Here is a 15,403-nt window from a genome sequence, read left to right on the forward strand (position 1 = left end):
CCCGCGGCGCTCAGTGCTGTCCGCGGCGCTCGGTGCTGTCTGCGGCGCTCGCCATTGTCCGGGGGGCTTCAGTGCTGACACCGCGGACACCAGTAGGTGTCCCGCAGCGACAGCGCGTCCTCCCCGAGCGTGCCGTACCGGATCCGCGTGCCGCAGCGGAGGCACGGCTTGCCGTCGCGCCCGTAGACCCAGAATCGCTGCCCCGGCCGGGTGTTCCCCGTCGTGACGCGGTTGGAGCGGTCGCGGTTCGCCACGATGAGCCGTTCCGCGAGCGCGACCATGCGCGTCGGGTCACGCACCTCGCCGACGGGCCGCGTCGGCAGCACCCCGCGGAGGAAGCACAACTCGTTCCGGTAGACGTTGCCGAGCCCGGCCATGACCCGCTGGTCGAGCAGCGCGAGGCCGATCGGGCGGGCGGGGTCCGCGACGAGGTTCGCCTCGGCGCGCGCCGGGTCCCAGTCCGGCCCGAGCAGGTCCGGGCCGAGGTGCCCGACGACCGTGTCCTCGTGCTCGCGGGGGACGATCTCGAGCACGCCGAGGGTGAACCCCACGGTGGAGACGCCCTCGGCGTCGAGGACGGCACGTGCCTGATGTGCAGGGCGCCGCCAACGGTCACCCGGCGCGTAGACGTCCCACCGGCCCTCCATCTTGAGGTGCGAGTGGACGGTGACGTCGCCGATGCGGTGCAGGATGTGCTTGCCGCGCGGGACGACCTCGTCGACCACGCGCCCGGTCAGGTCGACGGTCGCGAACGCCGGTACCCGGAAGTCGGTGCGCGTCAGGACCTTGCCGGCCAGGGCCGCGTGCAGCTTGTGGGCCGCGCGGTAGACGGTGTCGCCCTCAGGCACGGAGTCGCAGTCCCTGTGGCGTGGCGGTGAACCCGGCGTCGCGCAGCAGGTCTCCGAGCGGCGTCTCGAGCACGAAGGTCCCGTCGACGCGCTCGACGGCGAGGCGCCCGAGCCCACTGCGCACCGTCGCGGCGATGGACTGCGCGGCGGCGGCGAGCACGGGTTCGTCCGGGGTGAACGTCAGCACGCTCTTGCCGCCCCGCTCGACGTACACGGCGAGGCGGCCGTCGACGATCGTGACGAGTGCACCGGCCTTGCGTCCCGGCCGGTGTCCGCGCGAGCCGTCCTCGTCCGTGTCGCCCGCCGGCCAGGGCAGCGCCGCCCCGAACGGGTTGGCGGGATCGGTCGCGGCGAGGGTCATCGCCACGCGGCGGCGCTCCGGGTCGGCCTCGGCGGCGTCGATGTCCTGGCTGTACGTGCGGAGTCGGTCGACGGTGGGCCCGGTCGCGAACTGCGCCGCGCCGAGGCCCTCGACGAAGTAGCCGCGACGCGCACGCCCGGTCTCCTCGAACCGGGCGAGCACGCGGTACACGCCGGCGAACCCGCCTCGGACGCCCTCGACCTGCACGGCACCGCGGGTGACGACGCCGTGCCGCTCGAGCAGCTGTTCGGCGAGTGCGGCCGCGCGGACGGTCTGGTCGGGCTCGGCGAGGGGGAGGAGCGACCACCGGCCGCCGACGGTCGGCGGCCCGGACTGTGCGGGCAGGGTCGGTCGTCGTCGGCCACGGTAGGCGCGCGTGCGGGGCGCGGCGGCCCGGGTGCGACCGCCGATCACGGACCGGAGCGGCGCGAAGGTGTCGTTCGTGATCTGCCCGGCCCACACGAGGTCCCACAGCGCCGTCGCGAGGGCCTGGTCGTCCGTGCTGCCGACGGACTGTGCCAGCTGCCGGAAGAAGTACGCGCCGCCACCCGCGAGCGCCCCGAGCACGTCGCGCTGCAGCTCGGTGGTGTCCGCGCCGGACGGTTCGGCGAGCGTCGTCGAGGCCGTGTCCGCCAGGTGCAGCCGCACCCAGCCGTCGTTCCCCGGCAGCGACCCGCCGCCGGACCAGAGGACCTCCCCGGTCGCGGTCAGCTCGTCGAGCATCGCCGGTGCGTAGTCGACCACGCGGCTCGGCAGCACCAGGGACTCCCACGCGGACGCCGGGACCGCGACGCCGGACAGCTGGTCGACGACCTGCAGCACGCCGTCGACGCCGCGGAGGCCACCACGGGTCTCGGGTGTGTGCACGTGCTGCCACGCGGGCAGGAACCGAGCGAGCGCGTCGGCGGACACCGGTTCGACCTCGTGCCGGAGCGCGGCGAGCGACCGGGTCCGGATGCGCCGGAGGACCTCGGCGTCGCACCACTCGGCACCCTGACGGTCCGGGCGGAACTCGCCCTCGACGACGCGCCGGTCCGCGACGAGGCGCCGCAGGACGTCCGTGACCACCGCGACCCCGAGGCCGAGGTGGGTGGCGGCCTCGCCAGCCGCGAACGGCCCGTGGCTCCGTGCGTACCGGCCGACGAGGTCGCCGAGGGGGTCGGCGACCGGCTCGACGAACGCCGTCGGTACGCCGATCGGCAGGGCCACCCCGAGGGCATCGCGGAGGCGCGAGGCGTCCTCGATCACGGACCACCGCTGCTCGCCCCGGAACGTGAAGCCGAGGAGTCGGCGGTCCCGCTCCAGGTCCGTGAGGGTCGTGGTCATCGTCGCCCGGGCGTCCGCGGCGGCGGACTCGGACGTGGCGGCGGCGTCGGCGAGCCAGCTCCGGGCCACGCACTCGTCGAGGTCGAGCGGTCCCACGAGGCGGAGCACGTCGACGAGCCCCTCGGCGTCGCGCGCGCGGCGGTCGGGTGACAGCCGCTGCAGGTCCGCCTCGACGCTCGCGAGCACGCCCGGGTCGAGGAGCTCCCGCAGCTCTGCGCGACCCAGCAGTTCGCCGAGCAGGGTGGCGTCGAGCGACAGCGCCGCCGCCCGGCGCTCGGCGAGGGGCGAGTCGCCCTCGTACATGAACGCCGCGACGTACCCGAACAGCAGGGAGCGTGCGAACGGCGACGGCTGCTCGGTCTGGGTCTCGACGATGCGGATGGACCGACGCGCGATGTCGTCGGCGATGCCGAGGAGGGCCGGCACGTCGTAGACGTCTTGCAGGACCTCGCGCACGGTCTCGAGGATGATCGGGAACGTCGGGAACTTGCGCGCGACGTCGAGTAGTTGCGACGCCCGCTGGCGCTGCTGCCAGAGCGGCGACCGCCGGCCCGGGTCACGGCGCGGCAACAGGAGCGCGCGAGCGGCGCACTCGCGGAACCGCGCGGCGAACAGTGCGGAGCCCCCGACCTCGTCCGTCACCAGCGCGTCGAGGTCGTCGCGCTCGAACACGAACAGCTCGGAGCCGGGAGGCTCGGCGTCGGTCTCCGGGATCCGCACGACCACGCCGTCGTCGCTGGCCATCGCGCCGCCGTCGATCCCGTACCGCTCGCGCAGGCGCGCCCCGACCGCGAGTGCCCACGGTGCGTGGACCTGCATGCCGAACGGCGAGTGCAGGATCATCCGCCAGTCGCCGAGTTCGTCCCGGAAGCGCTCGACCACGAGCGTCGTGTCGGTCGGCACGTGCCCGGTCGCCTCGCGCTGCTCCCGGATGAACGTCAGGAGGTTCGTCACGGCGCGGTCGTCCAGCCCGCTGCCCGACACCCGGGCCCGGGCGTCGTCCGGCGCGGCCGTGTCGAGCTCGCGCACGTACGCGCCCATCGCCCGGCCGAGCTCGGCGGGGCGGCCGATGCCGTCGCCCTTCCAGAACGGGACGCGTCCGGGCTGGCCGAACGCGGGACTGACGAGCACGCGGTCGTGCGTGATGTCCTCGATCCGCCAGCTCGTCGCACCGAGGGCGAAGACGTCCCCGACGCGGGACTCGTAGACCATCTCCTCGTCGAGCTCGCCGACGCGCGATGCCTTCTCGCCGACCATGAACACGCCGAACAGGCCGCGGTCCGGGATCGTGCCACCGCTCGTCACGGCGAGGCGTTGGGCACCCGGACGCCCGGTCATCGTGCCGTGCACGCGGTCCCAGACGAGCCGGGGGCGCAGCTCGGCGAACTCGTCGCTCGGATAGCGCCCGCTCACGAGGTCGAGGGTCGCCTCGAACGCGGAGCGCGGCAGACCGCTGAACGGAGCACTCCGCCGGACGAGCTCGAACCAGTGCTCGACGTCGACCTCGTCGAGCGCGACGGCGGCCACGGTCTGTTGGGCGAGGACGTCGAGCGGGTTCGCCGGTACCGCGATGGACTCGATGGCGCCCTCGACCATGCGCTCGACGGTGACCGCACTGTGCACGAGGTCGGCGCGGTGCTTCGGGAACAGGACGCCCCGCGAGACCTCGCCGACCTGGTGTCCCGCCCGGCCGACGCGCTGCAGGCCGCTCGCGACCGAGGGCGGTGCCTCGACCTGGACGACGAGGTCGACCTCGCCCATGTCGATCCCGAGCTCGAGGGAACTCGTCGCCACGACGCACCGCAGGCGCCCCGACTTCAGGTCGTCCTCGATGATCGCGCGCTGGTCCTTCGACACGGAGCCGTGGTGGGCGCGGGCCAGGACGGGGACGGCGTCGTCCGTCGTCGCGCCACCGCCGCCGGCCGTCTGCCCGGAGCCGCCGATGAGCTGTGCGGGCGGTCGTCGCGGTGTCGCGCGTCCGTCGTCGGAGCTCGGTCCGTGCTCGGCGGCCTCCCCGGCGTCCGCGGCGACGGCGACCAGGGCCTCCTCGGGGGCGCCGACCAGCCCGAGCCGCTCCTCGTGGATCTCGTTGAGCCGTGCCGTGAGCCGCTCCGCCAGGCGCCGCGAGTTCGCGAACACGATGGTCGACCGATGGGCCTCGACGAGGTCGACCACGGCCTCCTCGACGTGGGGCCAGATCGAGCCGTTCGTCGGCGTCGCCGCCGGGTCGTCACCCGCGGCTGGCTGCCCGAGTTCGGCCATGTCCTCGACCGGGACGACCACGCGCAGGTCGAACGTCTTCTGGGCGGGCGGCGCGATGATCTCGACGGGAGCCCGACCGCCGAGGAACCGCGCGACCTCTTCTGCTGGGCGGACCGTGGCCGACAGGCCGATCCGCTGCACCGGACGCTCGAGCAGGTCGTCGAGGCGCTCGAGGCTCAGGGCGAGGTGCGCGCCCCGCTTCGACGCCGCGACGGCGTGGACCTCGTCGATGATGACGGTGTCCACGTTCCGCAGGGTGTCCCGGGCCGAGGACGTGAGCATGAGGTAGAGCGACTCGGGCGTCGTGATGAGGACGTCGGGCGGTGTCCGCTGCAGCAGGCGACGGTCGGCCGTCGGGGTGTCCCCGCTCCGCACGCCGACGGTGACGTCCGGAGGCTCGAGGCCCAGTCGCTTCGCCGTCTGGGTGATCCCGACGAGCGGGCTGCGGAGGTTGCGCTCGACATCGACGCCGAGCGCCTTGAGCGGCGACACGTACAGCACGCGGGTCCGTGCCCGTGGATCGGGCTGCTCGGGTGCCGTGATGAGCCGGTCGATCGACCACAGGAACGCCGCGAGGGTCTTGCCGGACCCGGTCGGCGCGACGACGAGGGCGTGCCGGCCGGTCGAGACGGCGTCCCACGCACCGGTCTGCGCGGCGGTGGGCGCGGTGAACGCTCCGCGGAACCATGCGGCGGTGGGCGGCGAGAAGCGGTCGAGCACGTCGGTCATGTGCGCCCCATCATGCCCGCGACGCCCGACATCCGGCCGGGAGGCCCGAGCACGGCCGGGAGGTCCGAGCACGGCCGGGCCCGGCACGGAGCACCCCTGAACCTGGCTCCCCGTGCCGGCACCCCCAACCGGCTCCTCGTCGGCCATCAGCGCGGCGACGGCGGCGCTGCATGAGACCTCGTCAGCACCGTGCACGTTACGGCAAGGGCATCCGGGCCCGCGTCCCCTTGACCGGTCGTCGCCCCGTCGCTACACCGGCTGGCTCAGCGTGCCGCAGCCCTCACCCCTCGTCGCCGCCGGCCCCGTCCCCGTCGTTGGGCTCGGGCACGAGGTGCAACCCCTGGGCCGAGTTCGCGGTGGCCGTGAGCGCCGCGACCCACGCCCGGTTCAACGAGGGAGGTCGCGACCCGAAGTACTTGAAGTAGAGCGGGATGGACGGGTCGATCCACACGCTGCTCCGGCCGTCCCCGACCGAGGAGTCGTCGCGCCACGAGAACAGGAAGCTCTCGCGTCGCCGCAGCTTGGCGATGATCACGACGCTGAGGTGCGCGAGCGTGCGGTCGTCGAACCCGATCTCGACCACGTTCACGCCGTACACGAGCTTGCCCATGGCGTCTCCCTCCGGTGACCGACCGTCGGGATCGGTGGCGGTCCTGTTCCGCTCAGGATGCTCGCTCGGCCGGAACTCCGCCCCAGGGTTGACGGCCCGCCCGTGAACGACATATCGTTGACGCATCGCGATACGGCGATGAAGGCGACATGAACAGGAGGTCGACCATGCGATCCATGCATGACGACGAACACGGCCACGACGGCCACCAGGGCCACAGAGGCCCCTGGGCCGCACGCTTCGGCGGCGCCCGGGAACACCACCAGCACGGCGGCGGCCGAGGCGGCGCGGGAGCGCCGTTCGGACCCGGCGGCTTCGGACCCGGCGGCTTCGGTCCCGGCTTCGCGCCCGGCTTCGGCTTCGGGCGAGAGGGCCGGCGCGCACGCCGTGGCGACGTCCGCCTGGCCGTCCTCGGACTGCTCGCGGACGGCGCCGAGAACGGCGAGCCGTACAACGGCTACGGCCTGATCCGCGCGATCGCCGAGCGGACGGGAGGGAACTGGCGTCCGAGCCCGGGGTCGGTCTACCCGACCCTCCAACAGCTCGTCGACGAGGGTCTGGTGCGCGCCGTGGGCACCGACGGGCGGAGCACCTACGAGCTGACCGACGCCGGCCGCGCCGAGGTCGAGGCGCGCTCCGCCGACATCGCTCGCGCCTGGGAGACGAGCCCGAGCGGTGTCTCGGACACCCAGCGCGCGTTCGCCGAGGGGCTGCAGAAGCTCTTCGGGGTCGTGCACCTCTACCGCTCCGGAGCGTCGGAGGCGCAGCTGGCCGCGGCGCGGGACAAGATCGACCAGCTCCGCCGCGAGCTGCTCCAGATCCTCGCGGAGTGAGCCGGCGCCACGGGTCCGATCGACGGACCCGACCCGGACCGGCGGCGGTGACCGACCGCGTGCACACCGTGCCACGCGTGCCGGTCGCCGCCGTCGCTCGTCCTGCCTGGTAAGAACGGACCATGGCCTCGTTGCGCACTCCCGACCCCGACTCCGGCTGGCTGTCCGACGAGGAGCTCGCGTCGATCCGGCGCCGACTCCCCATCTGCTACGTCGAGGCGCTGCCCGTCCGCACCGACGGACTCGGTGTCGTGACGGAGGTCGGCGTCCTCCTCCGGGTCAGCCCGAGCGGATCGATCGCGCGCACGCTCGTGTCGGGCCGCGTGATGTACGGGGAGTCGCTGCGGAGCGCGCTGTTCCGTCACCTCGAGAAGGACCTCGGTGCCATGGCGTTCCCGCAGCTGCCGGCGAGCCCGACGCCGTTCACGGTCGCCGAGTACTTCCCGCTGCCCGGCGCGTCGGTGTACACGGACGACCGGCAGCACGCGATCTCGCTCGCCTACGTGGTGCCCGTGACCGGCACGTGCGAACCCCGCCAGGACGCCCTCGAGCTCACGTGGATGACCCCGATCGAGGCGGCGAGTGACGCGGTGGCGGCCGAGATGGAGGGTGGCCGCGGCTCCCTGCTCCGCGCCGGGCTGGCGTCGGTCGGCGCCCTCATGTGACCAGGGGTCAGCACCCCCACACCACCGACACCCGCGACCGCTGCCGGCGCCCCAGCTCGGGGACGACGAACGGCTCGGGAACGACGGACGGCCCCGACGATCATCGATCGTCGGGGCCGTCCGCAGCCGTTCTCCGGCTTGGTCCTACTTGTCCTTGAAGCTGTCCGCGACACCGTGCGCGGCGTCCTTGACGTCCGTCACACCCTGCTTCGCAGAGCCCTTGGCCTGGTCGGTCTGGCCCTCGGTCTTCAACCGGTCGTCGCCGGTCGCGTCGCCGAACGCCTCCTTGGCCTTGCCGAGGAGCTTCTCGCCGTTGTTCTTCATGTCTTCCGTGCCTGCCATGGGCTCTCCTTCCGTCGGGGACGGTTGCCGTCCGGGCCACGTCGTGACCAGGACGCCGCTCACCGTACGCGGATGGGAGGACGTGCTCCCAGCGGGTTGCCAGCGATCAGTCGCGCGCGGATCCGGCCGGACGGGAGGCCCGGCGCGAGCCCGTCCGGCGGGCCGGCTTCTCGTCGTGCCACGGCTGGGCGGGCCGCCCCGTCTCGGACGAGTACACCGCGGCCGAGCCGCCACGCGTCACGGAGGACTGTGCGCGGCGACCGCCGCCGGACGTGTGGCCGGTCGACCGCGAGCCGGCCTGGCCGCCACGCCGGGGCTCGCCGCGACGCGCGTCCGAACGATGCCCGGCCTCGTCACCGGAACGGGTCCCGGCGGACCGCTGCGGACCTCCCGATCGACCCTGCGTCGGTTCGCCGGTGGCGGTGCCCTGCCCGGTCCCGCGACCGCCGCGGCGACGGCGACGCCCGGCGCCCTCGGTGGCCGAGGCGGCCACCGCGTCGCCGACGGAGCGCGTGGCGCGCTGCGGCTGGCGCTGCGTGGGCGCGGCCTCCGCGACGTGGCGGATCGGTGCGACGTCCCCGACGAGCTCGGTGACCGCGGCGGACCGTGCGGTCACCTGCTGCGGGCGCGCGCCGATCGACGCCTTCTTGAGCATCTGCGCGACGTCGCGGCGCTGCTCGGGGAGCACGACCGTCACGACGTCACCGGCGGACCCGGCACGGGCGGTGCGGCCCGAGCGGTGCAGGTACGCCTTGTGCTCGGTCGGCGGGTCGACGTGCACGACGAGCTCGACACCGTCGACGTGGACACCGCGTGCGGCGACGTCGGTGGCGACGAGGACGAGCGCGTCACCCGATGCGAAGCGCGCGAGGTTGCGGTCCCGCTGCGGCTGCGACAGGTTGCCCTGCAGGTCGACGGCGGGGATCCCGGCCGCGGTCAGCGACTTCGCGAGGCGCTTGGCGTGGTGCTTCGTGCGCATGAACATGATGCGACGGCCCGAGCCCGAGGCGAGCACCTGGACGAGGTCCTTCTTGTCGTCGGCCCCGGACACCTCGAAGATGTGGTGCGTCATCTGGTCGACGTGCGACGAGGCGTCGTCGACCGAGTGCATGACGGGGGAGTGCAGGAACTGCTTGACGAGCTTGTCCACACCGTTGTCGAGCGTGGCGCTGAAGAGCAGTCGCTGACCATCGGCCGGGGTGGCCTTCATGATCCGCGTGACGACGGGCAGGAACCCGAGGTCGGCCATGTGGTCGGCCTCGTCGAGGACGGTCGCCTCGATGCCGTCGAGCTTGACGTGCCCCTGCTTCATGAGGTCGTCGAGTCGGCCCGGGCAGGCCACGACGATGTCGACCCCACGCGAGACGGCATCGACCTGACGGCCCTGGGAGACACCGCCGAAGATCACGGTGGTGTTGAGGCCCATCGCCTGGGCGAGCGGGGCGAGCACGGCGTCGATCTGGGTCGCGAGCTCTCGGGTCGGCGCGAGGACGAGCGCGCGGGGGTGGCCGCTCCGGCGACGGCGCTGGTCGCCTGCGAGCCGGGCCACGAGCGGGATCGAGAACGCGAGGGTCTTGCCGGAGCCCGTGCGGCCGCGGCCGAGGACGTCCTTGCCGGCGAGGGTGTCGGGCAGCGTGTCGACCTGGATCGGGAACGCGCCGGTCTTGCCCTGCGCGGTCAGGACGTCGACCATGGCGGTCGGGACGCCGAGTTCGGCGAACGAGGTGGTGGGGGCGTCCGTGTCGGTGGACGCGGGAACGGTGGAGTCGGAGGTCACGAGGGCCTTTCGGATGCGCACGGCCGACGGCCGTGCGGAGCGGGACGCCGGCGCGGACGCGCGGGCGGGTTCGCCGCAGTGAGCCAGGCACGGCCCTCCGTTCTGGAGGCCCGGTGCACGATACGCATCGGTCCGGCCGACCATGTGGCCGGGGACCGGGAGAGTCTCGGGGGCGTCGTACGACGCACGAGGCAGTGGAACGCCTCGAGTGCCCCCATCATATCGCCGTCGGCACCGGAGGGCCAGGGCGACGGGTGTCGGACCGCGTCGGACGGGTGCGCGCTCGGCGCGTCAGTCCTGCCAGCGGTCCCGCAGCGCCGCCACCGTCTGGTCGAACGACAGGCCGTCGTGGCGGGCCTGCTCGGCGAGGACCCGAGCGGCGGCGTCGACCGCCTCGGGCACGGCGGCAGGCCGGACCACGCGGGTCCCACCGCCGCGCGCCGTCGTGACGAGACCGGCCTCCTCGAGCAGCCCGTAGGCCTTGGCGACGGTGCCGGGCGCGAGCCGGAGTTCGCCGGCCAGGCCGCGCACGCTCGGCAGGCGCTCGCCGTCGACCAGGTAGCCCGCGGCGATCTGCGCGGCGATCTGCGAGCGGACCTGCTCGTACGGCGGGACCCGTCCGCCGGCGTCGATCGCGACGAGGTGCCCGGTGCCGCTCACCGCACGTCCTCCGCCGCCACCACGCCGGAGCGCTCGCCCACGGGGATCGGGACGGGGACGGTGTTGCCGGGCGGCGCGAGGGGGCACGCCCATGCCGGGTCGTAGGCGCACGACGGGTTGTACGCGAAGTTGAGGTCGACCACGAGGGAGTCAGGGGTGCCACCGAGGTCCGCGCCCTTGATCGTGTCGAGCAGGTAGCGACCGCCGCCGTACGTGCCCCCGGGGCGTCCCGCGTCGGCGTCCTTGACGGGCACGAACAGCCCACCGCCGTACCCGGCGTGCGCCCAGACGTCGAGCGGTCCGACGTCGGGCACCCGCACCAGGCCGACGCGATCGAAGGCGACGATCCCGTCGGTGCCGGTCGGGACGTCGAGGTGCGCGGGCTCGGTCGGCTCGACGGCGAGCTCGAACCGCCAGTCGGGGTCGTACGCCGCCACGGGCAGCCCGGTGAACCCCACAGTGTCCTCGGGGAGGAGCGGGCTGGCGGGGTGCTCCGCGAACATCGCGTCGCGTCCGGCCCGCCACAGCGCGTGCGCCTCGGCCGGGTCCCCGACCGCACGGACCCTGCGGTACAGGTCGAAGGTGCTGCGCCGCCAGTCGATCGTGGCGAAGGTGGCGGCGGTCGTCTCGTCCACGGCGGTGCTCGCGTCGGTCACGGGGGCGAGGGTACGCCCGACGGCGATCCGGTGCCCTCCGCCGTCCACAGGGCGCGCCAGCCGCGCCCGGCTCTGGTCGGCGTCTCCGGAGGACGGAGCATCAGACGGGGGATCGGCCGCGCGCCGCCCAGGTCGGCGCGAGCATCCGCATGCGCAGGCCGCGCCACTGCCACACCACCCACATGCCCGGCCACAGCGCGACGCCGAGCCCCCACGGCCGCGTGCGGTACACGAGCCGGTCGTGCAGCAGGGTCCGTCCGTGCGCGGTCGCCGTGGCCGCCATCCGGTGCCGGATCGTCATCCGCGCGAACAGGCCGGAGATCCCCCCGCCGACGTCGCGCTGCACGGGCACGCCGTCGACCTCGTACCGCTCGAGGTGCACGTGGGTCGCACCGCTCGGCAGCACGCCGAACGCGTCCGCCCGGACCCGGTGGGGCTCGTCGGGGGTCCACCGCTCCGGGAACCCGCCCGGTTCGAGCGACCGGTACACCAGCAGGGGGCGGGTCACGGCGACCATCACGGCGGGGTCGAGCAGGGCCTCCCGGACCGTGGCGACCGGGGCGTCCAGCACCACGCGGAGTCCGACGTGCACGGTTGCCTCAGGCGTGCCGGCCGGCGTGCCGACCCTCGTGGCGGCTGCCCGCGCGGCGGTCGTGGGCGGCGAGCCGCTCACGCAGACCGAGCCGGACCGTGGGCCACTCGCCGTCGGTGATCGAGTAGACGACGGTGTCGCGTCGACTGCCGTCCGGCCCGAGCCGGTGGTTGCGGAGGACGCCGTCGAGCTTCGCGCCGAGCCCCTCGATCGCGGCACGCGACTGCCGGTTGTGCCAGTGCGTGCGGAACTCGACCGCGATGCACTCCCAGACGTCGAACGCGTGGGACAGCATGAGCAGCTTCGCCTCGGGGTTGACGCCCGTGCGCTGCGCCGAGCGCGCCAGGAACGTCGCGCCGATCTCCACGTGCCGGTTCAGCTCGTCGACGTCGAGGAACGTGGTCGCCCCGACGACCCGACCCGTCGGACGGTCACGGATGGCGAACGGGACCATCGTGCCCGCCGCGTGCTCGGCCAGCCGACGGTCGATCTCGCCCTCGACCTCGGCCGGGCGGGGCACGGACGTGTACCAGGTGCGCCAGAGGTCCCCGTCCGCCACCACGGCCCGCAGGTCGTCGGCGTGCTCGTGTCCGAGCGGCTCGAGCGTGACGCGGTCGCCGATGAGGGTCGGGATCGGGTCGATGTCCATGCGGCGATGCTAGTCGTCGCGGCTACAGTGACGGGGTGCACGAGCGTGGACAGACGAAGTACCAGGTCCGGTTCGGGTGGGGCGCCGCGGGCGCGGGTCGCATCGCCGCCGACGCCCACGTGCTCGTGTGGGTCGACGTCCTCCCGACATCGGAGGTCCGGGCCGTCCTGCCGCTCCTCCCCGCGGGCCCCGAGGTCGTGCACGCGGGACTCGCGGACGCGGACCTCGTGGCGGAGCGGGTGCTGGGCCTCCAGGCCGCACTCGGTGACCGGTGCGTCGTCGCCGTGGTCGGCGCCGGTGTCGACGACGACGCGACGGCCGGCGGTGCGGCGCCGTCGCTCGAGGACGCCGGGGAGGCCGTGGCCGATCCCGCCGGCGCACCCGAGCCCGCCGTCGAGGACCTCCTCGCCGCCGGCGCGGTGGTCGACGCGCTCGCCGCTCGGGGCATCGACCACACGTCGCCCGAGGCCGCCGCGGCCTGCGCCGCGTACACGGGCCTGCGGCGTGCCGTCCGGCACCTCCTGACGGCGTCGGTGAGCGCGACGATGCTCGACGCGGTCGGCCGTCACGACCTGGTGGAGGCGGCGCTCGCCGCCCCCGCGACGCTGCGGACCCTGCGCGCCGGGGGCGCCGGCGGCGGACGGGAACACGGTCGCCGCGGGTAGCGTTCCACCACGGGAACGCGGTCGCCCGGGCCGCGGACCGATCGACCCAGGAGGAACCATGAAGGCCGTCGCCAACGGCACCGTGATCGCCGAGGCCCCGCAGGAGGACCTCATCCAGATCGAGGGGAACTGGTACTTCCCGCCGGCGAGCGTGCGGACCGACCTGCTCGAGGAGTCGGACACGCCGTACCACTGCCCGTGGAAGGGCGACACCCAGTACTTCACGGTCCACGCCGGCGACCAGGTCCTGCCCGACCGCGCGTGGTCGTACCCGGACCCGATCCCGTCGTCGTTCGACCGCGTCGGCAAGGACTACAGCGGCTACGTCGCGTTCTGGAAGGAAGTCCAGGTCACCGACTGACCTGACGCGTGCCCCGCGGCCGGATCCGGACGTCCCGGGTCCGGCCGCGCTGCGTGCGGGGACGGGGGCCGGAGGCCTGCCTGCGGGCCACTCGGACGGCAGGCAGGGGCGTGCGGGCCACCTCGGACGGCAGGCAGGGGCGTGCGGGCTCAGCCGTGCAGCGTCAGCCAGATGAGCGCGACGTTGAGCGCGACGATGACGACCGCGATCACCGACGCGAGCACCCGCGTCCCGATCGCGTTGACGTCCGGCCCCATGAGGCTCCGGCGGGACGTGTACGCGACGAGCGGCACGACGGCGAACGCGATGCCGAAGCTGAGGACCACCTGGCTCACCACGAGCAGGACGGTCGGGTCGACCGCGACCGCGAGGAGCACCAGGGCGGGTACGAGCGTCAGGAGGCGCCGGAGCAGCAGCGGGATCCGGACGTGCAGCAGGCCCCGCATGATCTCCGCCCCGGCCATGCAGCCCACCGAGGTCGACGCCAACCCCGACGCGAGGAGCCCGACCGCGAACAGCACGCCCACGACCGGACCCAGGTGTGCCGTGATCGCACGCTGGGCACCGGCGATCGTGTCGGTGCCCCCGACCCCCTGCAGCGTCGCGGCCGCCAGGACGAGCATCGCGACGTTGACCCCGCCCGCGACGACGAGCGCGAGCCCGACGTCCCAGCGGGTGGCGCGGAGCACCCGTCGGCGCTCGGTGCCCGGCGCGGCCGCCGCGTGCCGGTCCCGGCTCAGCGCGGAGTGCAGGTAGACGGCGTGCGGCATGACCGTCGCGCCGAGCATCGACGCCGCGAGCACGACCGACCCCGAGCCCTCGAACCGCGGCACGAGTCCTGCGAGCATCGCCGACGGTGACGGATCGGTGAACACGAGGCCGGCGCAGAACCCCACGGTGAGCACGGCGAGCATGCCCGAGACGACGACCTCGAACGTCCGGGCGCCCCGGCGGGACTGCACGGCGAGCACGACGACCGACACGATCCCCGTGACGACCCCGCCGACGAACAGCGGGAGCCCGAACAGCAGGTGGAGCGCCAGTGCGCCGCCGATCACCTCGGCGACGTCGGTGGCCGCCGCGACGACCTCGGCCTGGGCCCAGAACAGCAGTCGCGCGGGGCGGCGCATGTGCGCGCCGAGCACCTCGGGCAGTGAGCGACCCGTCACGATGCCGAGCTTCGCCGACAGGTACTGCACGACCACCGCGCTCGCGTTCGCCGCGACGAGCACCCAGAGCAGCAGGTACCCGTAGCGCGCGCCGGCGGTGAGGTTCGCGGCGACGTTCCCCGGATCGACGTACGCGATCGCCGCGACGAACGCGGGCCCGAGGAGTGCGAGACCGCCCGCCCGCCGACGCTCCGGCCGCGGGTCGGTCACCGTGCTGCGACGCGCGCGCGGTGCGCGCGGACCTTCTCGCGGTTGCCGCACCGTTGCATCGAGCACCACCGCCGGGTGCCACCGCGCGACCCGTCGTGGAACACGAGTCCGCAGTCGGCGGCCGCGCAGCGGCTCAGCCGACCGGCGTGGTCTCCCTCGACGCCGTCGAACCCGACCTCGGTGAACAGCGCGACCGCGTCACGCGCGATGCTCGACAGGGCCTGCGCGAGTCGGACGCGGTTCGCACCGGCGCGACGACGCCCTCCGGCGAGGGTCGGCGGGACGTCGGGCAGGGCGGCGAACAGGTTGACGGTGTCGATGTCGTCCGGGCGCGGTCTGACCGGGCCGGCGGGTGCGCGGAGGCCCGCGGCCACGACGCTGCCGCCGGCCGTGACGACGGGCGGTGGTGCCGCGGCGACCGCGAGGCGGGCGATCGCGCCCCGGAGCTCGCGCGCGTCGTGCAGTTCACGCTCGCCGGCGCCGACGTCCACCGGTTCGGTGTGCTCGGACAACCACTGGTCGAGGTCGGCGGGCGTCGCGAGCAGTTCGCCGAGGTGCGCCCGCGGCCGGAGTCCGTCCGGGTCGTCGGCGAAGCCGCCCGTGTGGGCGAAGTCGAGCGCGATCCGGCCCGCGTCGAAGAACCACGTCCCGCCGGACTCGGTCCTGATCTGCTGCCCGGTGTGCACGG

15 protein-coding genes are annotated in these 15,403 nt (G+C 74.2%); 4 read left to right on the forward strand and 11 right to left on the reverse strand.

Annotation, left to right across the window (positions count from 1 at the left end; all coding sequences use genetic code 11):
- Positions 1 to 68: 68 nt before the first annotated feature.
- The 3 genes from DEI93_RS01090 to DEI93_RS01100 form a co-directional block, all read right to left on the reverse strand.
- A complete protein-coding gene (locus DEI93_RS01090; RefSeq protein ID WP_111120534.1) occupies positions 69 to 848 on the reverse strand; it encodes a DNA-formamidopyrimidine glycosylase family protein in 780 nt (259 codons plus the stop codon).
- The gene (locus DEI93_RS01095) at positions 841 to 5,526 is read right to left on the reverse strand and encodes an ATP-dependent helicase (protein ID WP_111120533.1); all 4,686 of its coding nucleotides are present in this window, start codon (positions 5,524 to 5,526) and stop codon (positions 841 to 843) included. Before DEI93_RS01095 ends, DEI93_RS01090 begins: the two co-directional genes overlap by 8 nt.
- A 280-nt stretch (positions 5,527 to 5,806) precedes the next feature.
- The gene (locus DEI93_RS01100) at positions 5,807 to 6,136 is read right to left on the reverse strand and encodes a DUF7882 family protein (RefSeq protein ID WP_111027515.1); all 330 of its coding nucleotides are present in this window, start codon (positions 6,134 to 6,136) and stop codon (positions 5,807 to 5,809) included.
- A gap of 176 nt (positions 6,137 to 6,312) precedes the next feature.
- Here DEI93_RS01100 and DEI93_RS01105 point away from each other — a divergent pair, with 176 nt between their 5' ends.
- Entirely contained in the window at positions 6,313 to 6,969 is a 657-nt protein-coding gene (locus tag DEI93_RS01105; protein WP_258372340.1) for a PadR family transcriptional regulator, read from the forward strand.
- 122 nt (positions 6,970 to 7,091) lie between these two features.
- Positions 7,092 to 7,634, forward strand: a complete 543-nt coding sequence (locus tag DEI93_RS01110; protein WP_111011244.1) for an NUDIX hydrolase family protein — start codon at positions 7,092 to 7,094, stop codon at positions 7,632 to 7,634.
- Positions 7,635 to 7,778: 144 nt separating this feature from the next.
- On the opposite strand, the gene DEI93_RS01115 is transcribed toward DEI93_RS01110, so the two are convergent.
- From DEI93_RS01115 to DEI93_RS01140, 6 genes are all read right to left on the reverse strand, one after another.
- Positions 7,779 to 7,976 (reverse strand): CsbD family protein, encoded by a 198-nt coding sequence (locus tag DEI93_RS01115; protein ID WP_111011245.1) that lies wholly within the window; start codon positions 7,974 to 7,976, stop codon positions 7,779 to 7,781.
- Between the two features lie 106 nt (positions 7,977 to 8,082).
- Positions 8,083 to 9,669, reverse strand: coding sequence for a DEAD/DEAH box helicase (locus DEI93_RS01120; protein WP_111027528.1), 1,587 nt, complete (start codon positions 9,667 to 9,669; stop codon positions 8,083 to 8,085).
- A 375-nt stretch (positions 9,670 to 10,044) separates the two neighbouring features.
- On the reverse strand, positions 10,045 to 10,413 hold the full coding sequence (locus DEI93_RS01125) for a GntR family transcriptional regulator (RefSeq protein WP_258368737.1): 369 nt from the start codon (positions 10,411 to 10,413) through the stop codon (positions 10,045 to 10,047).
- Positions 10,410 to 11,069, reverse strand: coding sequence for a DUF1684 domain-containing protein (locus DEI93_RS01130; RefSeq protein WP_258372339.1), 660 nt, complete (start codon positions 11,067 to 11,069; stop codon positions 10,410 to 10,412). The genes DEI93_RS01125 and DEI93_RS01130 overlap by 4 nt, the downstream gene beginning before the upstream one ends.
- Before the next feature lie 100 nt (positions 11,070 to 11,169).
- Positions 11,170 to 11,661 (reverse strand): hypothetical protein, encoded by a 492-nt coding sequence (locus tag DEI93_RS01135; RefSeq protein ID WP_146244476.1) that lies wholly within the window; start codon positions 11,659 to 11,661, stop codon positions 11,170 to 11,172.
- A 7-nt stretch (positions 11,662 to 11,668) separates the two neighbouring features.
- Positions 11,669 to 12,310 (reverse strand): GNAT family N-acetyltransferase, encoded by a 642-nt coding sequence (locus tag DEI93_RS01140; RefSeq protein WP_111027518.1) that lies wholly within the window; start codon positions 12,308 to 12,310, stop codon positions 11,669 to 11,671.
- Between the two features lie 35 nt (positions 12,311 to 12,345).
- Here DEI93_RS01140 and DEI93_RS01145 point away from each other — a divergent pair, with 35 nt between their 5' ends.
- Together DEI93_RS01145 and DEI93_RS01150 are read left to right on the forward strand one after the other, a co-directional pair.
- The gene (locus DEI93_RS01145) at positions 12,346 to 12,975 is read left to right on the forward strand and encodes a hypothetical protein (RefSeq protein ID WP_111011249.1); all 630 of its coding nucleotides are present in this window, start codon (positions 12,346 to 12,348) and stop codon (positions 12,973 to 12,975) included.
- A 58-nt stretch (positions 12,976 to 13,033) separates the two neighbouring features.
- Positions 13,034 to 13,336: a DUF427 domain-containing protein gene (locus DEI93_RS01150; RefSeq protein ID WP_111011250.1), complete on the forward strand. Its 303-nt coding sequence runs from the start codon at positions 13,034 to 13,036 to the stop codon at positions 13,334 to 13,336.
- A 149-nt stretch (positions 13,337 to 13,485) separates the two neighbouring features.
- Here DEI93_RS01150 and DEI93_RS01155 read toward each other — a convergent pair whose 3' ends face one another.
- On the reverse strand, positions 13,486 to 14,715 hold the full coding sequence (locus DEI93_RS01155; protein WP_111012106.1) for an Nramp family divalent metal transporter: 1,230 nt from the start codon (positions 14,713 to 14,715) through the stop codon (positions 13,486 to 13,488).
- Positions 14,712 to 15,401 (reverse strand): CGNR zinc finger domain-containing protein, encoded by a 690-nt coding sequence (locus tag DEI93_RS01160; RefSeq protein WP_258368739.1) that lies wholly within the window; start codon positions 15,399 to 15,401, stop codon positions 14,712 to 14,714. Before DEI93_RS01160 ends, DEI93_RS01155 begins: the two co-directional genes overlap by 4 nt.
- Positions 15,402 to 15,403: the final 2 nt, after the last annotated feature.

The organism is Curtobacterium sp. MCBD17_035 (genome assembly GCF_003234815.2).
GTDB lineage: Bacteria > Actinomycetota > Actinomycetes > Actinomycetales > Microbacteriaceae > Curtobacterium.